The sequence below is a fragment of the Streptomyces albireticuli genome (assembly GCF_002192455.1).
Classification (GTDB): domain Bacteria; phylum Actinomycetota; class Actinomycetes; order Streptomycetales; family Streptomycetaceae; genus Streptomyces; species Streptomyces albireticuli_B.
The window spans coordinates 2,496,379-2,519,749 of sequence record NZ_CP021744.1; the positions used below are offsets into that span (position 1 = coordinate 2,496,379).

Consider the following 23,371-nt stretch of genomic DNA (forward strand, 5'->3'; position numbering starts at 1 on the left):
TCAGTGGTGAACCGTAATCTCACTCCTGATGACTGAGACCCGAGGAGACCCCGCCCGGCCCCGACGCCGCTCGGCCACCCGTTCGCTGCTCCGTCTGTGGCCGTACGTCCGGCCGGTGCGGGGCCGCTTGCTGGCGGCGGCCCTGATGGCGGTCCTGGGGTCCTTGACGTCCCTGGTCATCCCGCTGGCCCTCAAGTGGATGGTGGACGGCCCGGTCGCCGGCCGCGACCCCTCCGGGGTGTGGCTGGGCGGCCTGGTGCTGCTGGTGCTCGGGAGCGCGGAGGCGTCCCTGTTCTGGGCGCGCCGGGCGCTGACCGCGCGGCCGCTGGCGCGCGTCGAGGCGGACATGCGGGCGTCGCTCTACCGCCACCTCCAGCGGCTGCCCGTCTCCTTCCACGACCGCTGGCCCTCGGGCCAGCTGCTGTCCCGGGCCACGACGGACCTGATGCTGCTGCGCATCTTCCTCGCGTTCCCGCTGACCTTCCTGCTGGTCAACAGCGTGACCATCGTGGCCGGTTTCCTGATCCTGCTGACGCAGCAGTGGACGCTGGGCCTGGTCCTGCTGGCCCCGGTGGTGCCGCTGATCGTGCTCTGCCGGCACTTCGAGGAGCGCTACTCCCGGGCCGCGCGCTCGGCGCAGGACCGGACCGGCGACCTGACGACGGTCGTCGAGGAGAGCGTCCTCGGCATCCGCGTCGTCAAGGGCTTCGGCCGCCACCGCGGCCAGGAGCGGGCGTTCGGGGAGCTGGCCGGCGAGGTGCGCGGCCTCGAACTGCGCAAGGCGGGCCTGCTGGGGTCGCTCTGGGCGATGATCATGGTCCTGCCGGAGCTGGCCCTCGGCGCGGCGCTGGTGCTGGGCGTGGTGCAGGTCGCCGACGGCGAGCTGTCGGCGGGCACGCTGGTGGCGTTCCTGTCGACGGCGCTGGCACTGCGGTGGCCGGTGGAGTCGATGGGCTTCCTGATCGCGATCACCAATGAGTCGGCGACGGCGGCGGACCGCTTCTTCGAGGTGCTGGACTCCCCGCCGCCCGCCGAGGAGACGGCGTCGATCCCGGCGCAGCGGACGGGCACCGGGAAGGCCGGGCAGGCCGGCGCGAGGTCCGGCACGGCCGGCGGCGGGAGCGGCGCGGGCGAGGAGGGATCGGCGGGGCTGCGCCTGGAGGGCGTGGAGTTCCGCTATCCCGACGCCCCGGCGGACGCGCCGCCCGTGCTGCGGGGCGTCGACCTGCACATCCGACCCGGCGAGACCATGGCCCTCGTCGGCACCACGGGCAGCGGCAAGACCACGCTCACCGCGCTCATCCCCCGGCTCCACGAGGCGACGGCCGGCCGGATCACGCTGGACGGCCAGGACATCGCCGCGCTGCCCCGCGAACGGCTGCGGCAGCTCGTCTCGGTCGCCTTCGAGGACCCCACGCTCTTCTCCGCCAGCGTCGCCGAGAACGTCCTGATGGGGGCCGAGGGGGCCGGCGAGCCCGAGCTCGTACGGGCGCTGTCCGTCGCCCAGGCCGACTTCGCGCACGACCTCCCCGACGGGACGGCGACCCAGGTCGGGGAGCAGGGACTCAGCCTGTCGGGCGGTCAGCGGCAGCGGCTGGCGCTGGCCCGCGCCGTCGTCGGCGAACCCCGCTTCCTGATCCTCGACGACCCGCTGTCCGCCCTGGACGTGCACACCGAGGCGCTGGTGGAGGCGGCGCTGCGGAAGGTGCTGGCGACCACCACCGCGCTGGTCGTCGCCCACCGCCCGTCCACGGTCCTGCTGGCCGACCGGGTGGCCCTGCTCTCCGAGGGGCGCGTCACCGCCGTCGGCACCCACCACGAACTGCTCCAGGAGAACCGCGAGTACGCCGCCCTGATGTCCGGCGACCCCCACGGCGAGGAAGAGCGGCCCCGATGACCACCAGCACCCCCGACCGGCGGACCTCCTCCGGCCCGTCCGACACCCCTCACTCCGCGGAACCCACAGCTCCCACAGCTCCCACTGACCCCTCCGACTCCTCCGATTCCTCCGGTCCCGCCGATCCTTTCGACAAGGACGTGCTGCCCGCGCCGAAGGGCGCCTCCCTCACCCTGTTGCGCTCGCTCCTCGCGCCCGCCCGGTGGCCGGTGCGGGTCGCCGTCGTGGTGCTGCTGCTCCAGCAGGCCGCCGTGCAGGCCGGGCCGCTGCTCGTCGCGTTCGCCATCGACCGCGGTGTGCCCGCCCTCCGCCGGGGCGACCACGGCCCGCTGACCCTGATCGGCGCCGCCTATCTGGTCTCCGCGCTGGCCTCCGGGCTGCTCCAGTTCGCCTTCATCCGGATCACCGCGCGCGTCGGCCAGGACGTCCTGCTGGACCTGCGCGGCCGGATCTTCCGCCACGCCCAGTCACTCAGCGTCGACTTCCACGACCGCTACACCTCGGGCCGGCTGATCTCCCGGGCGACCACGGACGTCGAGTCGATCCGCGAGCTGCTGAACGAGGGCCTCCAGGAGCTGATCGGCGTCGCCCTGTCGGTGGTCTACGTCTCCGCGGTGCTGCTGTACCTGGACTGGGGCACCGGCGCCGCGGCCGTGCTCTCCTTCGCGCCGCTGTATCTGCTCGTGCGCTCCTACCGGCGCCGCTCGATGCGCGTCTACGGGGAGCGGTCCACGGCGGTCGCGCGGGTGATCGTGAAGTTCACCGAGACGATGAACGGCATCCGGCCGGTCCAGGCGTTCCGCCGCGAGCGCGCCAACGAGAAGGACTTCGACGCGCTCAACGCCCGGCACCTGAAGGCCAACGGCGAGGCGATGCTGGAGATGGCCCGCTATGTGGTGACCTCACGGCTGGTGGCCAACACCGCGCTGGCGGGGATCGTGCTCTGGGGTGCCTACCGGGTGGCGGACGGCGCGCTCGCGCTGGGCGCGCTGGCGGCCTCGGTGCTGTATCTGCGCCGGCTGTACGACCCGATCGACCGGCTCGCGATGTTCCTCAACTCCTACCAGTCCGCGGCCGCGTCCCTGGAGAAGATCGCGGGCCTGCTGGCCCAGCGGCCGTCGGTCCCCGAGCCGGCGGAGCCGCGGCCGCTGCCGGAGCGGACGTCCGGCGGGCCGGGCCGCGAGGTGGTCTTCGACGGGGTGCGGTTCGCGTACCGCACGGGCGGCGAGGTGCTGCCCCGCTTCGACCTGACGCTGCCCGCCGGCCGGACGGTGGCCGTGGTGGGCTCGACGGGCGCGGGCAAGTCCACGCTCGCCAAGCTCCTCGCGCGCTTCTACGACCCGACGGAGGGCGAGGTCCGGCTGGACGGCGTCCCGCTGCGCGAGCTGGCCGGGCCGGAGCTGCGGCGCGGGGTGGTGATGGTGACGCAGGAGTCGTTCCTCTTCTCCGGCACGGTCGCCGACAACATCGCCATCGGCCGCCCCGGCGCCACCCGCGAGGAGATCGAGCGGGCGGCCCGGGCGATCGGGGCGCACGACTTCATCACGGCCCTGCCGGACGGCTACGACACGGACGTCCGCAAGCGCGGCGGGCGGATCTCGGCGGGGCAGCGGCAGCTCGTCGGCTTCGCGCGGGCCCTGCTCGCCGACCCGGCGGTGCTCATCCTCGACGAGGCCACGTCCTCGCTGGACGTCCCGGGCGAACGGGCGGTGCAGCGGGCCATGGGCACGGTGCTGCGCGGGCGCACGGCCGTGGTGATCGCCCACCGGCTGTCGACCGTGGAGATCGCGGACCGGGTGCTGGTGATGGCGGACGGCCGGATCGTGGAGGACGGCACCCCCGCCGAGCTGATCGCGGGCACGGGCCGCTTCGCGGAGCTGCACCGCGCCTGGCGGGACAGCCTGGTCTGATCTCCGGGGAGCTCCGGGGCCCCGGGAGGCCGGGCCCCGGAGATCACGGTGTCAGGACCGCCCGGGGACCTTGCCGCAGAACTCCGCCTCCATCACGTCGAAGTAGAGCGAGGTGTCCTGGAGCCAGTCGCCGTTGATGTTGAAGGTGAGCTGGTGCCGGCCGTCCACGGTGCCGACCGTCGCGGACATCGAGCCGTTGGTGCGGCCGTCCTTGCCGACGACGGTCACCCCGCAGGTGAGCTCCGCGGACTGCACCCCGAGGCCGTAGCGCATCCCGCCCTGCCCGGGCACCCCGTCGAGCATCTCCGCGAGCCGGTCCGGGGGCAGCAGGTCGCCCCGGAACAGGGCGCGGTGGAAGCGGTCGAGGTCGCCGGCGGTGGATATCAGGTCGCCGGCCGCGCCCAGCCAGGTCATGTTCTGCTCGGTGGCGTCGTGGACCGGGGCGTCGGGCGCGTCGTCGTGGAACCGGGAGTAGCCGACGGGGTGCGGCGCGGGCATCCGGGCGCCGGTGCCGGGGAACGAGGTCCCGCGCAGCCCCAGCGGCTCGATGACGCGGCGCGTGACCTCCTCGGCGTACGTCCGTCCCGTGGCCTTCTCGATGACCAGGCCGGCGAGCACGTAGTTGGTGTTGGAGTACACCGGCTTCTCCCCCGGGGCGGACCGCGGCGGGTACGTCATCGCGAGGGCGACCAGCGACTCGGGCGTATGGGTGTCGTAGCGGTGTTCCGGGAAGCCCTTGCCGGAGGAGTTGTGCTGGAAGGCGGGGTCCTCGGTGTGGTTGGGGATGCCGCTGGTGTGGTTGAGGAGCTGGCGCAGCGTGACCCGGCGGCCGTCGTTGCCGTTGCCCCGGACCAGGCCCGGCAGCCACTTCTCGACGGTGTCGTCCATGCCCAGCCTCCCCTCCGCCGCCAGCTGGAGGAGCACGGTGGCGATGAAGACCTTGGTGATGCTCGCCGCCCGGAAGCGGTCGTCCGCCGTGCGCTTCGCGCCCGTGCCGGTGTCCGCGACGCCGGCCGAGCCGAACCAGGTCCCCCGGCCGTCCCTGGCCACGGCGGCCGCGCCGGGGAGCCGGCCCTCCTCCACCAGCCTCCGCAGCGCGGCCCGGGTCGCCTCGTGGCCGGAGCCCCGTTCCCGGCCGGGAGCGGTGGCCGTGGTGGCGGTGGCCGGCCCGGCCGCGTACGCCGGGGCGAGGGCGGTGCCCGCGGTGGTGGCGCCCAGCACGGCGGTCACGGCCAGGGAGAGCAGTGCGGTGCGTACGGCTCGCTGCCTCATCGGTGCTGCCTCCGTCACTCCTGGGGCCGGACCGGCCCCTCGTGAACGGAGTGACGCCGCGCCCCGCACCCGGGTTGCCCGCCGGTCCGCGCCCCGTCCCCCGGTGGCCCACCGCACCCGTCGCCCCCCGTGGGCCCGTCATTGGACCACACCATTTCCGGTCGACCAGCGATCCCGGACGCACCACCGCCCGGCGCGCGAAGGGGACTTCCGCGTTCCCGGCGCGACCGGGGGTACGCGCTGGCGGCGGCGACCGTGACCGCCCCGAGGGGCCGTGCACCGCTATGCGGACCACGTTCTTTCGTCAACGGACGGAATTTGGCCAACTTGCCGCCGCACTCCTGACACGTACATGCCCGCGGTGGCACTCTTCCCTCCACCGACGCACGGCTTCCCCACGGCACCACCGCCGGGCGCCGGCTACCTCCATATCCCCTTATCGGCTTCGCCGGTCCGGCTCCGCCGCGCTGTCTCGGCTCCGCCGCCCCGGCCCGTACCCGGCCCCCACACCCCCCGCTCCCGTTGGCCCCTCCCGAGTGCCCGACAGCGCCGGGCGGCCCACCGTGTCCGGGGACGTTCCACGTGTTCTGCCTCGCTCTGCCCGGACGGCCAGTTCGCCGTCCGGCCGCCTCAGGCCACGCCCACCGTGGTCACCGCAGAAGGAGTCAGCGTGAGACCCACCCCCCATCGGCGCGCAGTCGCCACCGGCGCGCTGGTCGCCGTGACGGCGATGCTGGCCGTCGGCGTGCAGACCGGTTCCGCCACCGCCCGCACCGACGCCACGGACGCCGGCCGCACCCTCGTCGCCAAGGCGGACCCGGGCGCCATGCCCGTCAAGCTCACCCCCTCGCAGCGCGCCGAGCTGATACGCGACGCGAACGCCACCAAGGCGCAGACCGCGAAGACCCTGGGCCTCGGCGCCAAGGAGCAGCTGGTCGTCCGTGACATCAGCAAGGACGCCAACGGCACGCTGCACACCCGCTACGAGCGCACCTACGACGGTCTGCCGGTCCTCGGCGGCGACCTCGTCGTCGACGCCACCAAGGGCGGCACCCCCAAGACCGTCGCCAAGGCGACCAAGGCGCGCCTCGCGGTCCCGACGACCAGCGCCTCGTTCGCCGCCGGCACCGCCGAGAAGGACGCGGTCAAGGCCGCGCAGGCACAGGGCTCGAAGGCCACCAAGGCGGAGCGGGCGCCCCGCAAGGTGATCTGGGCGGCCGACGGCACGCCCGTCCTCGCCTACGAGACCGTGGTCGGCGGCCTCCAGCACGACGGCACCCCGAACGAGCTGCACGTCATCACGGACGCGCGGACCGGCAAGAAGCTCTTCGAGTTCCAGGGCGTCAAGCAGGGCGTGGGCAACAGCCAGTACAGCGGCAAGGTCACCATCGGCACCTCGGGGTCCGCCCCGTCGTTCCAGCTCAACGACCCCACGCGCGGCGGCCACAAGACCTACAACCTCAACCGCGGCACGTCCGGCACCGGCACGCTCTTCACGGACGCGGACGACACCTGGGGCAACGGCACCAGCAGTGACCCGGCCACGGCGGGCGTCGACGCCCACTACGGCGCGCAGCTCACCTGGGACTACTACAAGAACGTCCACGGGCGCAGCGGCATCAAGGGCGACGGCAAGGGCGCGTACAGCCGGGTCCACTACGGCAACGCCTATGTGAACGCCTTCTGGCAGGACACCTGCTTCTGCATGACGTACGGCGACGGCAGCGGCAACGCCAAGCCGCTGACCTCGATCGACGTGGCCGCGCACGAGATGACGCACGGCGTCACCTCGGCCACCGCGAACCTCACCTACAGCGGCGAGTCCGGCGGTCTGAACGAGGCCACCTCGGACATCTTCGCGGCCGCCGTGGAGTTCTGGGCCGAGAACCCCACCGACAAGGGCGACTACCTGGTCGGCGAGAAGATCGACATCAACAGCAACGGCACCCCGCTGCGCTACATGGACAAGCCCAGCAAGGACAGCCGTTCCAAGGACGCCTGGTACTCGGGCATCGGCTCCATCGACGTGCACTACTCGTCGGGCCCGGCCAACCACTGGTTCTACCTGGCCTCCGAGGGCAGCGGCCAGAAGGTCGTCAACGGCGTCTCCTACGACTCCCCGACCTCCGACGGCAAGCCCGTCACCGGCATCGGCCGGGACAACGCCGCCAAGATCTGGTTCAAGGCGCTGACCCAGCGGATGCAGTCCAACACCAACTACGCGGGCGCGCGCGACGCGACGCTGTGGGCCGCCGGTGAGCTCTTCGGCGTCGGCAGCGAGACGTACAACAACGCCGCCAACGCGTGGGCCGCGATCAACGTCGGCAGCCGGGCCACCACCGGTGTCTCGGTCACCGCGCCCGGCGACCAGACCAGCATCGTGAACACCGCCGTACAGCTCCAGATCAAGGCGTCGAGCTCCTCCTCCGGCGCCCTGACCTACTCGGCCACGGGCCTGCCCGCCGGCCTGTCGATCAACTCCTCGACGGGTCTGATCTCCGGCACCCCGACGGCCACCGGCACCAGCAACGTCACGGTGACGGTGAAGGACTCGGCCGGCCAGACCGGCACGTCCTCCTTCAAGTGGACCGTGAACACCACCGGTGGCGGCAGCGTCTTCGAGAACACCACCCCGGTGGCGATCCCGGACGCCAGCAGCGCCGTCACCTCGCCGATCGTCGTGACCCGCAGCGGCAACGGCTCCTCGACGCTGAAGGTGGACGTGAACATCACGCACACCTACCGCGGTGACCTCAAGATCGACCTGGTCGCCCCGGACGGCAAGTCCTGGCAGCTCAAGGGCTCCGACCCGTGGGACTCCGCCGAGGACGTCAAGGAGACCTACACCGTCGACGCCTCCGGCGCCTCCGCGAGCGGCACCTGGAAGCTCCAGGTCCAGGACGTCTACTCCGGTGACGACGGCACGGTCAACAGCTGGAAGCTGAGCTTCTGAGCGACCCGCGGGGTGCGCACGACGTGGACGACCACGCCGCCCTGCACCCCGGTCCCGTCCGGTACCCCCACTGACCGGACACCGCACGGCACCGCATGAACCAGGCGCCGTCCGGGGTGAGTTCGCCTCCCCCGGACGGCGCCTCACTACGTCAGCGCAACAACACCCCCGACGCCCGGTCCGCCGCCTCCGACGGCAGCGTCACCAGCCCCAGCTCCGCGCCGCTGGCCAGCAGCCGGTGCGCGGGCAGGATCCGGACGGTGTAGCCGAAGGGACCGGTGCGGTCGAGGGTGAGCGGGCCCTCGTAGATCCGGCGGCCGTCGGTGCCCGGGCCCGCGGTGGGCTTGAGCGGGAAGGTGCTGGTGCGGCTGAGGTGGTCGGAGGGGTCGACCCGGCCGGCCACGGCCTGGACCTCGACGTCCGCCGGGTCCAGGGCGCCGAGCGTCACGCTCACCCGCAGCGAGACCGTGGAGCCCAGCTCGGCCGTGCCGTTCAGGGCCGTGTCCGCCACCGCCTCCACATGGTCCACGGCCACCCCCGGCCAGGCGTCCCGCACCCGGGCCTTCCAGGTGGCGAGCTCCCGGGCCGCGTCCGGGTTCAGCGCCCGCTGGGCCTCGGCGGCCGGGGTGTAGAGCCGGTCCACGTACTCGCGCACCATCCGCCCGGCGAGCACCTTGGGCCCCAGGGTGGCGAGGGTCCGGCGGACCATCTCGATCCAGCGGCCGGGCAGCCCGCCCGCCCCGCGGTCGTAGAAGCGCGGGGCGACCCGCTCGGCCAGCAGGTCGTAGAGCGCCGCGGCCTCCAGGTCGTCCCGGCGGTTCTCGTCGGTGGCCGTGCCGTCGGCGGTGGGGATCGCCCAGCCGAAGTCGGGCTCGAACCACTCGTCCCACCAGCCGTCGAGCACGGAGAGGTTGAGACAGCCGTTCAGCGCGGCCTTCATGCCCGAGGTGCCGCACGCCTCCAGCGGGCGCAGCGGGTTGTTGAGCCAGACGTCGCAGCCCGGGTAGAGCTTCTGCGCCATGGCCATGCCGTAGTCGGGCAGGAAGACGACGCGGTGGCGTACACGCGGGTCGTCGGCGAACCGCACGAGCTCCTGCACCAGGCGCTTGCCGCTGTCGTCCGCCGGGTGGGCCTTGCCCGCGACGACGATCTGGATCGGCCGCTCGGGGTGCAGCAGCAGCTCCATCAGCCGGTCGCGGTCGCGGAGCATCAGGGTGAGGCGTTTGTAGGACGGGACGCGGCGGGCGAAGCCGATGGTGAGCACGTCGGGGTCGAGGACCCCGTCGATCCAGCCGAGCTCGGCGGTGCCGGCGCCGCGCTCCCGCCAGGAGGCGCGCAGCCGCTCGCGGACCTCCTCGACCAGCTGCTCGCGCAGGGTGCGGCGGAGCTCCCAGATGTCGGCGTCGGAGATGTCGGCGACGGCGTCCCAGCGCTGGGAGCCGCCGACGGTCAGGGCGTCCTCGGCCCGGCCGGCGCCGATCTGCCGGGCGCCGAGCCGGAGCACCTCGGGGGCGACCCAGGTGGGGGCGTGCACCCCGTTGGTGACGGAGGTGATCGGCACCTCCTCGGGGTCGAAGCCCGGCCAGAGGCCGGCGAACATCTGCCGGCTGACCTGGCCGTGCAGGGTGGAGACGCCGTTGGCCCGCTGGGCCAGGCGCAGGCCCATCACGGCCATGTTGAAGAGGTTGGGCTCGCCGCCGGGGTAGGTCTCCAGGCCGAGTTCGAGCACCCGCTCGACGTCGATGCCGGGCAGTTCCGCGCCGTGGCCGAAGTGCCGGGCGACGAGCTCGCGGTCGAAGCGGTCGATGCCGGCGGGCACGGGGGTGTGCGTGGTGAAGACGGCGCCGGCCCGCACGCACTCCAGTGCGCCGTCGAAGTCCGCCCCGCGCTCCACGAGTTCGCGGATGCGCTCCAGGCCGAGGAAGCCGGCGTGGCCCTCGTTGGTGTGGAACACCTCGGGTTCGGGGTGGCCGGTGAGCCGGCAGTACGTGCGCACGGCACGCACCCCGCCGATGCCCAGGAGCATCTCCTGGAGCAGCCGGTGCTCGCCGCCGCCGCCGTAGAGCCGGTCGGTGACCTCGCGCTCGCCGGGGGCGTTCTCCTCGACGTCGGAGTCGAGGAGCAGCAGCGGCACCCGGCCGACGCGGGCCTGCCAGATGTAGGCGAGCAGCGAGCGGCCGCCGGGGAGGTCGAGGCTGACGCGGCTGGGGGTGCCGTCGGGCTCGCGGAGCATGGTGAGCGGGAGCTCGTTGGGGTCGAGCAGGGGGTAGTGCTCCTGCTGCCAGCCCTCGCGGGAGAGGGACTGGCGGAAGTAGCCGTGGCGGTAGAGCAGCCCGACGCCGATGAGGGGGACGCCGAGGTCGCTCGCGGACTTCAGGTGGTCGCCGGCGAGGATGCCGAGGCCGCCGCTGTACTGCGGGAGGGCGGCGGTGATGCCGAACTCGGGCGAGAAGTAGGCGACGGCGGCGGGCAGCCCCTCCGGCTGCTCCTGGTACCAGCGCCGGCCGGTCAGATAGTCGTGCAGGTCGTCGGCCGCCGCGGCGAGCCGCCGCCGGAAGCGGCGGTCCTCGGCGAGGGCGGCCAGGCGGGTGGCGGGCACGGCGCCCAGCAGCCGCAGCGGGTCACCGGCGGCGGCCCGCCAGCCCTCGGGGTCGACGGCCTGGAAGAGCTCACGGGTCTCGGGGTGCCAGGACCAGCGCAGATTGCGCGCCAGCTCGCTGAGCGGTCGTAGGGGCTCCGGAAGGACGGGGCGCACACTGAATCGACGAATGGCCTTCACCCTCACGAAGGTAGCGGCGCGGCGGCTCCGGTTTCCGCGTGTTGGGCGCAACTGCCTGACCCTGGCAGGGGCAGGCGGACGCCGCGCCCCCTGATGTTGACTGGGGCACATGGACACACCTGCGGAGTTGGGAGATTTCCTCCGTACGCGCCGGGCCCGCCTCCAGCCGGAGGACGTGGGCCTGGTGGCGTACGGGAAGAGCCGGCGCGTGCCGGGGCTGCGGCGCGAGGAGCTCGCGCAGCTGGCCGGGGTGAGCGTGGCGTACTACACCAGGCTGGAGCAGGGGCAGTCGGGGAACGCCTCGGACGGGGTGCTGGACGCCCTGGCGCGGGCGCTGCGGCTGACCCCGGACGAGCACGCGCACCTGCGGAACCTGGCCCGGCCGGGCCGGACGGGGCGGCGGGCCGCGGCGCGGCCGCAGAGCGCGGGGGCCGGGGTGCGGCAGCTGGTGGCGGCGATGGGCACGCCGGCGGTGGTGCTGGACCTGCGCCACGACGTGCTGGCCTGGAACCCGCTGGGTCACGCCCTGCTGGCGGGCCATGTCGACGCCGCGGGGCCCGGCCGGCCGGAGGAGCGGCCCAACACCCAGCGGATCCTGTTCCTGGACAGCCACGCGCGGGAGCTGTACCCGCGGTGGGAGGAGGAGGCCAGGCGGGCGGTCGCCGCGCTGCGGCTGGCGGCGGGCGCCCATCCGGAGGACCGCCGGCTGGCCGAGCTGATCGGTGAACTCTGCATGCGCAGCGAGGAGTTCGCGGCACTGTGGGCGCGGCATCCGGTGCGGGCCTGCACCTCGGGCACGAAGGTCTTCCACCATCCGCTGGTGGGGGCGATGTCCCTCCAGTTCGAGATGATGGGGCTGCCGGACACGGACGGCCAGCGGCTGCTGGCGTTCAGCGCGGAGCCGGGCTCCCCGTCGGAGGCGGCGCTGCGGCTGCTGGCCTCGTCGGTCTCGGAGGCGGGCATTCCAGGTCCGCATGGTGGACCGTACGCGGCCGGTGACCGCTCGGCGCGGATCACCGGCTGATGCAGGGGGGTGACCCGGAAATACGCCGCGCGTACGCACGGGTCACGGGCGGCCGGGCGGCACTACGGCCTCCCGCGGCGGATCCGGGTGGGCGTTACCCCGTCCGGCCGCCACTTACCCCCTTTTCGCTCATTGCACACGATCGGCTCAACGAGGAGACTTCATACGGGTGACGGAGTGCCGTCCGTCCTCCCCACACGGTGCCAGGGGAACTACGCACCGGTAGTTCATCCGAGGCGGGCATGCCCGGCCGGGACCGGTGGGAAAGCTCCATCGGTATGCAGGGAAGTCACGCGTCAGCCGTACCGCCCCCTCCTCCATCGCCTCCGTCGCACGGTCCCGTCGTCTCCGCACTTCTTCCGCACCCACCCGAGTGAACGCGGACAGGAGCAGTCATGCGCGCACCCGGCCGACTGCCGGCGGAGCAGATAGAAAGAACCGAACCCTCCAGACCGCCCGATTCCGTCGAACCTCCAGGTGATCCCATGATCGGTCGCATCCCCGTCCTGGACCTCGGCCCGCTCGTGGACTGCGGTCGCAGGCCCGTCAAAGCGGTGGCCGGTGAGACCTTCCAGGTCACCGCCACCGTGTTCCGCGAGGGCCATGACGCGCTGGGCGCCAATGTCGTCCTGCGCGATGCGGCGGGCCGGTGCGGCCCCTGGACGCCGATGCGGGAGCTCGCGCCGGGCACCGACCGCTGGGGCGCGGAGGTGACGCCCGACGCCGAGGGGCGCTGGACGTACGCGGTGGAGGCGTGGAGCGATCCGGTGGCGAGCTGGCGGCACCAGGCGGGCATCAAGATCCCGGCCGGCATCGACACCGAACTGGTCCTGGAGGAGGGCGCCCTGCTCCACGAGCGGGCCGCCGCCGGGGTGCCCAAGAACGAGGGCCGGGAGGTGGTGCTGGCGGCGGTCGACGCGCTGCGGGACGCCGGCCGCCCGGCCGCGGCCCGGCTCTCGGCGGCCCTCGCGCCCGCCGTCTCGGCCGCGCTGGCCGCGCATCCGCTGCGCGAGCTGGTCACCACCAGCCGCGCGGTGCCGGTGCTGGTGGAGCGCGAGCGGGCCCTCTTCGGCTCCTGGTACGAGCTGTTCCCCCGCTCCGAGGGCGCGCTGCTGCCGCCGGACGGCCCGCCCGTCAGCGGCACGTTCCGCACGGCGGCCAAGCGGCTGCCGGCGGTCGCGGCGATGGGCTTCGACGTCGTCTACCTGCCCCCGGTGCACCCCATCGGCACCGCCTTCCGCAAGGGTCCCAACAACTCCCTGACGGCGGGCCCGTACGACGTGGGCAGCCCCTGGGCGATCGGCTCGGCGGACGGCGGTCACGACGCGCTCCATCCGGACCTCGGCACCTTCGAGGACTTCGACCACTTCGTGGCGCGGGCGCGCGAGCTGCGGATGGAGGTGGCGCTGGACCTCGCGCTCCAGTGTTCCCCCGAGCACCCTTGGGTGCACAAGCACCCCGAGTGGTTCCACCACCGCGCCGACGGCACCATCGCCCACGCCGAGAACCCGCCGAAGAAGTACCAGGACATCTATCCCCTGGCCTTCGACGAGGACTTCGACGGCATCGTCCGGGAGACGCTGCGCGTCATGCGGTTCTGGATGGAGCACGGCGTCCGGATCTTCCGGGTCGACAACCCGCACACCAAGCCGGTGGTCTTCTGGGAGAAGGTCATCGCCGAGCTGGGCCGCACCGACCCGGACGTCGTCCTGCTCGCCGAGGCCTTCACCCGGCCCGCGATGATGCGCGCCCTCGGCGCGGTCGGCTTCCAGCAGTCCTACACCTACTTCACCTGGCGCAACGGCAAGCACGAACTCACCGACTACCTCACCGAGCTGTCGGGCGAGGCGGCCGCCTTCATGCGCCCCAACCTCTTCGTCAACACCCCTGACATCCTGCACGCCTACCTCCAGGACGGCGGCCGGGCGGCCTTCGAGATCCGGGCCGTGCTCGCCGCCACGCTCTCCCCCTCCTGGGGCGTCTACGCCGGCTACGAGCTGTGCGAGAACACCCCGGTGCGGCCGGGCAGCGAGGAGTACCTGGACTCCGAGAAGTACCAGCTGCGCCCGAGGGACTGGGCGGCGGCCGAGCGGGCGGGCACCGGCCTCGCTCCGCTGCTGACCCTCCTGAACCGGCTTCGGCGGCGCCAGCCCGCGCTGCGCCGGCTGCGCAACCTGCGCTTCCACGACGCCGACAACGACGCCGTCATCGCCTACTCCAAGCGGGCCGGCGGCTCGTGCGTCCTCACGGTCGTCAACCTCGACCCCCACCACACCCAGGAGGCCACGGTCTCGTTGAACATGCCGGAACTCGGCCTCGATTGGCACGAGTCCGTCCCGGTGCGCGACGAGCTCACCGGAGAGACCTATCACTGGGGCAGGGACAACTATGTGCGCCTGGAGCCGGGCCGTTCCATCGCGCCCGCGCACGTGTTCTCGCTGCGACCGTCCTCACCGATCGGAGGGTCACCCACACCATGATCGTCAATGAGCCCGTCCACGACACGTTCGAGGACACCCCCGCCAAGGACCTGGATCCCGACTGGTTCAAGCGCGCCGTCTTCTACGAGGTGCTCGTGCGGTCCTTCCAGGACAGCGACGGCGACGGCATCGGCGACCTCAAGGGTCTGACGGCCAAGCTGGACTACCTTCAGTGGCTGGGCGTCGACTGCCTCTGGCTGCCGCCGTTCTTCCAGTCCCCGCTGCGCGACGGCGGCTACGACGTCTCCGACTACACCGCGGTGCTCCCGGAGTTCGGCGACCTCGCCGACTTCGTGGAGTTCGTGGACGCGGCGCACCAGCGGGGCATGCGCGTCATCATCGACTTTGTCATGAACCATACGAGCGATCAGCACGAGTGGTTCCAGCAGTCCCGCACGGACCCCGAAGGCCCGTACGGCGACTACTACGTCTGGGCCGACGACGACAAGCAGTACCAGGACGCGCGGATCATCTTCGTGGACACCGAGTCCTCGAACTGGACCTTCGACCCGGTGCGCAAGCAGTACTACTGGCACCGCTTCTTCTCCCACCAGCCGGACCTGAACTACGAGAACCCGGCCGTACAGGAGGAGATCCTGGCCGCCCTCCGGTTCTGGCTGGACCTCGGCATCGACGGCTTCCGGCTCGACGCGGTGCCGTACCTCTTCGCCGAGGAGGGCACCAACTGCGAGAACCTCCCGCGCAGCCACGAGTTCCTCAAGCGGGTCCGGGCCGAGATCGACGCCCACTACCCGGACACGGTGCTGCTGGCGGAGGCCAACCAGTGGCCCGAGGACGTCGTCGACTACTTCGGCGACTACGCCGCGGGCGGCGACGAATGCCATATGGCGTTCCACTTCCCCGTGATGCCGCGCATCTTCATGGCCGTCCGGCGGGAATCCCGCTATCCGGTCTCGGAGATCCTGGCCAAGACCCCGGCCATCCCCTCCGGCTGCCAGTGGGGCGTCTTCCTGCGCAACCACGACGAGCTCACGCTCGAAATGGTCACGGACGAAGAGCGCGACTACATGTACGCGGAGTACGCCAAGGACCCGCGGATGCGCGCCAACATCGGCATCCGGCGCCGGCTGGCCCCGCTGCTCGACAACGACCGCAATCAGATCGAGCTGTTCACCGCGCTCCTGCTGTCGCTGCCCGGCTCGCCGATCCTCTACTACGGCGACGAGATCGGGATGGGCGACAACATCTGGCTCGGCGACCGCGACGGGGTGCGCACCCCGATGCAGTGGACGCCCGACCGGAACGCCGGCTTCTCCTCCTGCGACCCCGGGCGGCTGTACCTGCCGACCATCATGGACCCGGTCTACGGCTATCAGGTCACCAACGTCGAAGCCGCCATGAGCAGCCCCTCCTCGCTGCTGCACTGGACGCGCCGCATGATCGAGATCCGGAAGCAGAACCCCGCCTTCGGACTCGGCTCGTACACCGAGCTGGCCTCCAGCAACCCCGCCGTGCTCGCCTTCCTCCGGGAGGTCCGGGTGCCGGGGCAGCGGGACGACGACCTGGTCCTGTGCGTGAACAATTTCTCCCGTTTCGCACAGCCGACCGAACTCGACCTCCAGATGTTCAGCGGCCGCCACCCGGTCGAGCTCATCGGTGGAGTGCGCTTCCCGGCCATCGGCGAGCTGCCGTACCTGCTCACCCTGGCCGGCCACGGCTTCTACTGGTTCCGGCTGCGCCACGGCGCGCCGCCGCCGGCCGGACACTGAGAGCGGATCCCCGTGCGCGTCCCGATCGGCCGCGCACGGGCGGTTTTCCCTTCCGAACCCTGGGAACCCTCACTACTACGCACGGGCCGGGCCGACCGGATCGCCACCGCTCGAATCCGCCGCGGCGGCCGCACAGACCGCCACCCGCACGCACCGCTAGCACCGCACGCATCGCACGCACCGCATGCAGAGGCCGCTGGGGCTGACCGTACGGACGATCCTCGCCCGACACGTCCCGCACCGCGCACCGGTCAAAGCCGCAATCCGGGACACTTTGCCCTACCTGTCGTGTGCCCGGGGAAAGGACGCGACGCCATGTCGGACGCTGCACCGTCCCGCCGGGGGACCACCCGCCGGGGGACGCCCCCCGGACCGCTGCTGTCCTCGGTCCGCGCCGGGTCGGCCACGGCCGTCCCGCGGCCGGACGCCGACGGGCCGGGGCTGCTCGGCTCGCTGGTGCCGCTGCTCTCCGAGTGGCTGCCCTGTCAGCGGTGGTTCGCGGGGAAGGGCCGCCCGATCACCGGCTTCACGCTCGTCGCGGCCACCGAGCTGCTCCCCCACACCGCCGGGGGCACCGCACCGGGCCTGCTCCACGTCCTCGTCCGGGCCCAGCAGCCCGGCTCCCCCACCGGCCACCCGGGAGCCACGGCGGCCGGCGGCCCCGCCGTGCACGCCGGCACCGACGACTGCTACCAGCTGCTCCTCGGCGTCCATGACGTCCTGCCGCCGCACCTGGCCCCCGCCCTCATCGGCCGGCCCGCCGGCGGCCCGCTGCACGGCCGCGCCGTCTACGAGGGCCTCGCCGACCCCCGGCTGGCCGCCCTGCTCCTGGAGCGGCTGCGGGTGCCCGGCCGGCTCGGGCCGCTGCGCTTCACCCGCGAGGAGGGCGCCGTCATCGCCGCCGGACTGACGCCGAGGATGCTCGGCGCCGAGCAGTCCAACTCCTCCGTCGTCTACGGCGAAACGTATATCCTCAAGCTCTTCCGCCGCGTCTGCCCCGGCACCAACCCCGATCTGGAACTGCCCCTCGCCCTCGCCGGCACCCCCTGCGACCGGGTGCCACCGCCCGCCGCCTGGTTCGAGGCCGAGCTGCCCGGCACCGACGCGGGCCCCATGACCCTCGGCGTGCTCCAGCCCTATCTGCCGGGCTCCGCCGACGGCTGGCAGCTGGCCCTCAGCGCCCTGGCCGTACGGGCCGACTTCACCGCCTCCGCCCGCGCCCTCGGCCACGCCACCGCCGAGGTGCACGGCGCGCTCGCCGAGGCGCTGCCCACGGTCGTCCTGCGCCGCCCCCAGCTCGAACACCTGGCCGCCTCGATGACCCGGCGGCTGGACGCCGCCGCCGACGCCGTCCCCGCCCTGCGCCCCTACCGGGCCGCGCTGCGCGGCGCCTACGACGAGCTGGCGGCGCTCGGCCGGGCCGGCCGCACCTGGCACGCCCAGCGCATCCACGGCGACCTGCACCTGGGACAGGCGCTGCGCACGGCCCAGGACGGCCGGTGGGCGCTCATCGACTTCGAGGGCGAGCCCGCCCGCCCGCTGGCCGAGCGCTGCCGCCCGCAGCCCGCGGCCCGGGACGTCGCCGGCATGCTGCGCTCCTTCGACTACGCCGCCGCGGTCGGCCGCGCGACCGCCACCACCTGGTCGGCCCGCGCCCGCGCCGCGTTCTGCGAGGGCTACGCCGGAGTGCGCGAGGACCCCCGCGAGGACCCCCAGCTGCTGCGCGCCCACGAGACCGACAAGGCCGTCTACGAGGTCCTCTACGAGGCCCGGCACCGCCCCGACTGGCTCCCGGTCCCCATGTCCGCGATCCGCCGGCTGGCGGACCCGCGGGAGCGGGACGAGGCGGACGCGCCGGGGCCACCGCCCGCCGTCCGGAAGCCCGCCGCGGCTTCCGCCGCGCGGGCGGCCACCGTGACGTACCGGCACGGACCGGGGGCGGACGGCGCGGCCCACCCCGGCGGTGCCCCCGGACCCCCGGGCCGGCCGGACCCCGAGGAACCCACGTGAACCGCCGACCCGCATCAGCGACGACCCCCCGGTCACCGGCCGGGGCCGCGAGGAGGACCGCCCCGTGACCGCTCGACCCCCGTCCAGCCGACCGCCGTACGAGCCCGGCGCCGCACCTCCCGACGGCCTGGCCGGGGTCCCCGCGACCTTCCTCCCGGACGGCTCGCGGGCCCGGCCCACCACGCCGGAGACGGAACCCGGGGGCGACGGCGCGGCACGGGAGCCCGCCGCCGCGGCCACCGGGCCCCGGACGGCGGACGACCCCGCGCCCGCCGCCCGGCGCGGCGTGCGGCCCGCCGAGCCGCTCGGCGACGAGGAGCGCGGGCGGCTGCTGCGCGGCGCCCACCACGACCCGCACGCGCTGCTCGGAGCGCACCCCGTCCCCGGCGGGGTGGCGTTCCGGGCCCTGCGCCCGTTCGCCCGCGCGGTGGCGGTCACCGGCGCCGGCCTGCGGGCGGAGCTGTACGACGAGGGGGACGGCCTCTTCGCCGGGGTGCTCCCACTGCGGGAGATCCCCGACTACCGGCTCCTGGTGACGTACGACGACGCGGAGCTGGAGCTCCAGGACCCGTACCGCTTCCTGCCCGCCCTCGGCGACCTGGACCTGCACCTCGTCCGCGAGGGCCGGCACGAGGAGCTGTGGCGGGCGCTCGGCGCGGTGCCCATGACGCACGGCGGCGTGCCCGGCACCCGCTTCACGGTCTGGGCGCCCAACGCCCAGGGCGTGCGCGTGGCGGGCGACTTCAACTACTGGGACGCCACGGGCCACCCGATGCGGTCCCTGGGCGCGTCCGGGGTGTGGGAGGTGTTCCTGCCCGGCATCGGCGAGGGCACCCTGTACAAGTTCCAGATCACCCGCCCCGACGGCTCGTACACCCTGCGCGCCGACCCGATGGCCCGCCGCACCGAGGCGCCCCCGGCGACCGCGTCGGTCGTGGACGTCTCGCACCACGTCTGGCGGGACCAGGAGTGGATGGCGCGCCGGGCGGCCACGCCCGTGCACGAGGCGCCCTTCTCCGTCTACGAGGTGCACCTGCCGTCCTGGCGCCCCGGCCTCACCTACCGGCAGCTCGCCGACCAGCTCCCCGCGTACGTCAAGGACCTGGGCTTCACCCACGTCGAGCTGATGCCGGTCGCCGAGCACCCCTTCGGCGGCTCGTGGGGCTACCAGGTCACCGGCTTCTACGCGCCGACCGCGCGCCTCGGCACGCCCGACGACTTCCGGTACCTGGTCGACGCGCTGCACGCGGCCGGCATCGGGGTGCTGATGGACTGGGTGCCGGCGCACTTCCCCCGGGACGACTGGGCGCTGGCGGAGTTCGACGGCCGGCCGCTGTACGAGCCGGGGGACCCGCAGCGGGCCGCCCACCCGGACTGGGGGACGCTGGAGTTCGACTACGGCCGCACGGAGGTCCGTAACTTCCTGGTGGCGAACGCCGTCCACTGGTGCCAGGAGTTCCACATCGACGGGCTGCGGGTGGACGCCGTGGCGTCGATGCTCTATCTCGACTACTCCCGCGAGGCGGGCCAGTGGACGCCGAACGTCCACGGCGGCCGGGAGAACCTCGACGCGGTGGCGTTCCTCCAGGAGATGAACGCCACGGTCTACCGCCGCTGCCCCGGCGTCGTCACCATCGCCGAGGAGTCCACCGCCTGGGACGGCGTCACCCGCGCCACCCACCACGTGGGACCCGGCGGCTTCGGCGGCCTGGGCTTCGGCCTGAAGTGGAACATGGGCTGGATGCACGACTCGCTGGTCTACGTCTCCAAGGAGCCGGTCCACCGGAAGTACCACCACGGTGAGATGACCTTCTCCATGATCTACGCGTACAGCGAGAACTACGTGCTGCCGATCTCGCACGACGAGGTGGTGCACGGCAAGCGCTCCCTGGTCTCCAAGATGCCGGGCGACTGGTGGCAGCAGCGCGCCACCCACCGCGCGTACCTGGGCTTCATGTGGGCACACCCGGGTAAGCAACTGCTCTTCATGGGGCAGGAGTTCGCGCAGGGGGCGGAGTGGTCCGAGAGCCACGGCCCCGACTGGTGGCTGCTGGACCCCTCGTACTCCGCCGAGGCCGACCACCGGGGCGTGCGCGACCTGGTCCGCGACCTCAACGCGGCCTACCGCGCCGAGCCCGCCCTGTGGCAGCGGGACACCGTGCCCGAGGGCTTCGAGTGGGTGGACGGCGACGCGAGCGAGGACAACGTCTTCGCCTTCCTGCGCTACGACGCGGACGGCTCGCCGCTGCTCGCGGTCAGCAACTTCTCGCCCGTCGTCCGGCACGGGTACACGCTGGGGGTGCCGGCGCGGTACACCGCGTGGGGCGAGTACCTGAACACGGACGCCGAGCGGTACGGCGGCGGCGGTGTCACCCACCCGGACCCGGTGAAGACGGAGGCGGTGCGCAGCCACGGCCGCCCGGCGAGCGTCACGGTGACGCTGCCGCCGCTGGCGACGGTGTGGTTCCGGCCGGTGTGAGAGCGGTCAGGGCGTGACGGCATACCGACGCGCGCCCTGACACACCACCGTGCGCCGGGGCGGGGGCGATCGGGTGCGCGGTGACGCACCGGGGGCCTGTCCACCGGGCAGGCGGCGGGTGACACGGCGGCTGTGCGGCAGGGGCGGGCGGGCGGCCGCGCGGTCACGCCCGGGGCCCCGTCCGCTTCCCGCGTGCCCCGCGGCGCCCGTTCCGCTCCTGGTGACGCCGGCGTGACGGGCCGGTGACGCCGGTTTCACTAACGTCGGCCGGGCCCAGTGATCCGGCGGCAGCCGTGGGGTCAGGGGTGTCGGAGGTAACCCGGTGGCCGAGGTCGTGGTCCAGCTTCGTACGCCGTCGCGCCCTCCCCCGGCCGACGGCGCGGCGCCCGGCGGCCCCGAGGGGGCCGGGGGCGGCGTCGACGGCTGTCTGCGACGGCGGTTCGGGCTGCTCTCGCGCCCCCTGCACCCCGGCGCGGACGACCCGGAGGCCCTCGCGTGGCGCACGGTCGACGTGCCCGCCGGGGTGGACGCCGAGTCGGTCGCCGAGGCACTGCGCGCCCGTCCGGACGTCGCGGCCGCCTATGTGAAACCCCAGGCGGGCCCGCCGTGACGCGCCTTCCCTTCACGCGGTGAGGAGAGTGCCGTGCCCCAGCCCTCAGGTGCGGAGAATTCCGGCGGCTCGCCGCCACCGCCCGAATCGCTCTTCGGGCGGCCCGAGTTGGTGTGTGTGACCCGCCCCGGCGCCGGGGTGCGGATCACCGCCACCGGCGCGACCGCGGACGCGGGCGTCGCGGTGGGCGCCCTCGACGCGGTCGCGGCCGAGTCCGACGTGCTGATCACGCCGCTCTTCGGCGTGGACCGGCGGGCGGCGCGCGCCTCCGCGGACGGCGGCGCGGACGGTCCGGCGGGGCCGGACGGAACGGTCGCGGCGGGCGGGCCCGCCGGCGACGACGCGGCCCGGTGGACCCTCGACACGATGGCGCGCTTCCACCACGTGGACGCCCCGGCGGACCGGCTGGAGGAGCTGGCCGAGCGGCTCCGCTCCTCGGACGCGGTCGAGGCCGCGTACGTCAAGCCCGGGGTGGACCTGGCGGTCCAGCGGACGGAGCGGAGGACGGTCCCCGCGCAGGCCGCGAAGACGGCGAAGAAGGCGGTGAAGAAGGCCGTACGGAAGCCCGGCGGCACGGCCGCCCGCCGGACCGGGGCCGACGGCGCCGAGGGGCCCGGCGCCCTCAACGCCATGGTCCCGGACACCGCCGACGCCCCGCCCGTCACCCCGGACTTCACCGCCCGCCAGGGCTATCTCGACGCCGCGCCGGGCGGGATCGACGCCCGCTACGCCTGGACGCTGCCGGGCGGCCGGGGCGCCGGCGTCCGGGTGATCGACTGCGAGTGGGGCTGGCGCTTCACCCACGAGGACCTGCTGCGGAACCAGGGCGGGATCGTCTCGGGCACCGGCAGCACGGACACCGGTTTCGTGAACCACGGCACCGCGGTGCTCGGGGAGATCGGCGGTGACGTCAACGCCTTCGGCGTCACCGGGATCTCCCCGGACGCGGTGACGAGCGCCTCGGCGTTCTCGATCCCTACGGCGACCGCGATCCGCAACGCGGCCGACCGGCTCGGCCCGGGCGACATCATCCTGCTGGAGATCCACCGGCCGGGCCCCCGGGCCACGGGCGCCGGCCAGCAGGGCTTCATCGCCGTCGAGTGGTGGCCGGACGACTACCTGGCGATCCGGTACGCCGTCGACCGGGGCATCACGGTCGTCGAGGCCGCGGGCAACGGCGCGGAGAACCTGGACGACCCGGTCTACGACACCCCGCAGCCCGGCTTCCCCGCCTGGTGGCGCAACCCCTTCCGGCGTACCGCGCTGGACGCCGGCGCCGTGGTCGTCGGCGCGGGGGCGCCGCCGCCGGGGACCCACGGCGCGGACCACGGGCCGGACCGGTCCCGGCTCGACTTCTCCAACTTCGGGGCCTGCGTGGACGCCCAGGGCTGGGGCCGCGAGGTGACCACCACCGGCTACGGCGACCTCCAGGGCGGCACCGGCCAGGATCTCTGGTACACCGACCGGTTCAGCGGCACGTCCAGCGCCTCCCCCATCGTCGTGGGAGCCCTGGCGGCCACCCAGGGCGTGCTGCGGGCTAACGGCAGGATCCCGCTGTCGCCCGCGCGCTCACGGCAGTTGCTCCGGGCCACGGGCTCACCCCAGCAGGACGCCCCGGGCCGCCCGGCCACCCAGCGCATCGGTAACCGGCCCAACCTCCGGCAGCTGATCCCCGCGGCGCTCCAGACGGCCACCTGGGTGGGCGTGCAGTTCCGCGGCACCCTGGCCGGCGGCCGCACCGGGCGCTGGTTCACGCACAGCTGGCCGGCCCACTGGCACGTGGTGTGGACGGTCGTGCCGACCAGCCCGCGCCCCGGCGCCCCGCAGGTCCGCTGGAAGGTACGGGTCGAGCGGGCGAGCGACGGCTTCGCGACGTACTGGATCGACGTGACCAACCTCGTGACCGACCCGGTCGACTTCGAGGCCCGGTTCGCGGTCCTCGGCTGGTGAGAGGAGACAGGCATGCGCGTAGGCACGCAGTTCACCGGAACCCTGGCCCCGGGCCAGACCGGCCGCTGGTTCACCCACAGCTGGCCGCAGGAATGGCACGTCATCTGGTACTTCATGCCCACGAGCCCGCAGCCGGGGGCACCGCAGCTCGAATGGGAGACCCAGGTCGAGCGGGCCTCGGGGACGCATGTGACGTACTGGCTGACGGTACGCAACCTGAGCAGCGCCCAGTTGCAGTTCGAAGGCCGCTTCGCGGTCCTCAATTAGGGAGTCGGGC

Annotated in this window: 13 protein-coding genes; 11 read left to right on the top strand and 2 right to left on the bottom strand. The window is 73.6% G+C overall.

Annotated features, from left to right (window positions below; translation table 11 throughout):
• Window positions 1–28 precede the first annotated feature (28 nt).
• Both SMD11_RS10355 and SMD11_RS10360 read left to right on the top strand, forming a co-directional pair.
• A complete protein-coding gene (locus SMD11_RS10355; protein WP_087926174.1) occupies window positions 29–1,897 on the top strand; it encodes an ABC transporter ATP-binding protein in 1,869 nt (622 codons plus the stop codon).
• The gene (locus SMD11_RS10360) at window positions 1,894–3,807 is read left to right on the top strand and encodes an ABC transporter ATP-binding protein (protein WP_087926175.1); all 1,914 of its coding nucleotides are present in this window, start codon (window positions 1,894–1,896) and stop codon (window positions 3,805–3,807) included. The genes SMD11_RS10355 and SMD11_RS10360 overlap by 4 nt, the downstream gene beginning before the upstream one ends.
• Window positions 3,808–3,858: 51 nt before the next feature.
• Here the strand turns inward: SMD11_RS10360 and SMD11_RS10365 are convergent, their stop codons facing one another.
• A complete protein-coding gene (locus tag SMD11_RS10365; protein WP_087926176.1) occupies window positions 3,859–5,079 on the bottom strand; it encodes a serine hydrolase domain-containing protein in 1,221 nt (406 codons plus the stop codon).
• A 670-nt stretch (window positions 5,080–5,749) separates the two neighbouring features.
• Between SMD11_RS10365 and SMD11_RS10370 the strand changes: the two genes are divergently transcribed.
• Window positions 5,750–8,032: a M4 family metallopeptidase gene (locus SMD11_RS10370; protein ID WP_087926177.1), complete on the top strand. Its 2,283-nt coding sequence runs from the start codon at window positions 5,750–5,752 to the stop codon at window positions 8,030–8,032.
• 151 nt (window positions 8,033–8,183) lie between these two features.
• Here the strand turns inward: SMD11_RS10370 and glgP are convergent, their stop codons facing one another.
• Window positions 8,184–10,811, bottom strand: coding sequence for an alpha-glucan family phosphorylase (gene glgP / locus SMD11_RS10375; protein ID WP_087926178.1), 2,628 nt, complete (start codon window positions 10,809–10,811; stop codon window positions 8,184–8,186).
• Window positions 10,812–10,920: 109 nt separating this feature from the next.
• Between glgP and SMD11_RS10380 the strand changes: the two genes are divergently transcribed.
• From SMD11_RS10380 to SMD11_RS10420, 8 genes are all read left to right on the top strand, one after another.
• The gene (locus SMD11_RS10380) at window positions 10,921–11,835 is read left to right on the top strand and encodes a helix-turn-helix transcriptional regulator (protein ID WP_087926179.1); all 915 of its coding nucleotides are present in this window, start codon (window positions 10,921–10,923) and stop codon (window positions 11,833–11,835) included.
• 485 nt (window positions 11,836–12,320) lie between these two features.
• Window positions 12,321–14,315: an alpha-1,4-glucan--maltose-1-phosphate maltosyltransferase gene (locus SMD11_RS10385; RefSeq protein WP_087926180.1), complete on the top strand. Its 1,995-nt coding sequence runs from the start codon at window positions 12,321–12,323 to the stop codon at window positions 14,313–14,315.
• Window positions 14,312–16,045 (top strand): maltose alpha-D-glucosyltransferase, encoded by a 1,734-nt coding sequence (gene treS / locus SMD11_RS10390; protein WP_087926181.1) that lies wholly within the window; start codon window positions 14,312–14,314, stop codon window positions 16,043–16,045. The genes SMD11_RS10385 and treS overlap by 4 nt, the downstream gene beginning before the upstream one ends.
• 315 nt (window positions 16,046–16,360) lie before the next feature.
• Window positions 16,361–18,055: a maltokinase N-terminal cap-like domain-containing protein gene (locus SMD11_RS10395; protein ID WP_159395279.1), complete on the top strand. Its 1,695-nt coding sequence runs from the start codon at window positions 16,361–16,363 to the stop codon at window positions 18,053–18,055.
• A 286-nt stretch (window positions 18,056–18,341) separates the two neighbouring features.
• Entirely contained in the window at window positions 18,342–20,534 is a 2,193-nt protein-coding gene (glgB, locus tag SMD11_RS10400) for a 1,4-alpha-glucan branching enzyme (RefSeq protein WP_087930403.1), read from the top strand.
• Between the two features lie 322 nt (window positions 20,535–20,856).
• Window positions 20,857–21,144 carry a hypothetical protein gene (locus SMD11_RS10405; protein ID WP_087926182.1) on the top strand — a complete coding sequence of 96 codons (288 nt, stop codon included), beginning with the start codon at window positions 20,857–20,859 and terminating at the stop codon, window positions 21,142–21,144.
• A 33-nt stretch (window positions 21,145–21,177) separates the two neighbouring features.
• A complete protein-coding gene (locus tag SMD11_RS10415; protein ID WP_234365987.1) occupies window positions 21,178–23,094 on the top strand; it encodes a S8 family serine peptidase in 1,917 nt (638 codons plus the stop codon).
• A gap of 12 nt (window positions 23,095–23,106) precedes the next feature.
• Window positions 23,107–23,361, top strand: coding sequence for a hypothetical protein (locus SMD11_RS10420; RefSeq protein WP_087926183.1), 255 nt, complete (start codon window positions 23,107–23,109; stop codon window positions 23,359–23,361).
• The last annotated feature ends 10 nt before the right edge of the window (window positions 23,362–23,371 follow it).

What these genes read in the sequence shown, in the direction of transcription:
- treS (WP_087926181.1), top strand. Translation starts at nt 14,312, where the DNA reads ATGATCGTCAATGAGCCCGTCCACGACACGTTCGAGGACACCCCCGCC.
- SMD11_RS10380 (WP_087926179.1), top strand. Translation starts at nt 10,921, where the DNA reads ATGGACACACCTGCGGAGTTGGGAGATTTCCTCCGTACGCGCCGGGCC.
- SMD11_RS10385 (WP_087926180.1), top strand. Translation starts at nt 12,321, where the DNA reads ATGATCGGTCGCATCCCCGTCCTGGACCTCGGCCCGCTCGTGGACTGC.
- SMD11_RS10420 (WP_087926183.1), top strand. Translation starts at nt 23,107, where the DNA reads ATGCGCGTAGGCACGCAGTTCACCGGAACCCTGGCCCCGGGCCAGACC.
- SMD11_RS10365 (WP_087926176.1), bottom strand. Translation starts at nt 5,079, where the DNA reads ATGAGGCAGCGAGCCGTACGCACCGCACTGCTCTCCCTGGCCGTGACC.
- SMD11_RS10355 (WP_087926174.1), top strand. Translation starts at nt 29, where the DNA reads ATGACTGAGACCCGAGGAGACCCCGCCCGGCCCCGACGCCGCTCGGCC.
- SMD11_RS10395 (WP_159395279.1), top strand. Translation starts at nt 16,361, where the DNA reads ATGTCGGACGCTGCACCGTCCCGCCGGGGGACCACCCGCCGGGGGACG.
- SMD11_RS10360 (WP_087926175.1), top strand. Translation starts at nt 1,894, where the DNA reads ATGACCACCAGCACCCCCGACCGGCGGACCTCCTCCGGCCCGTCCGAC.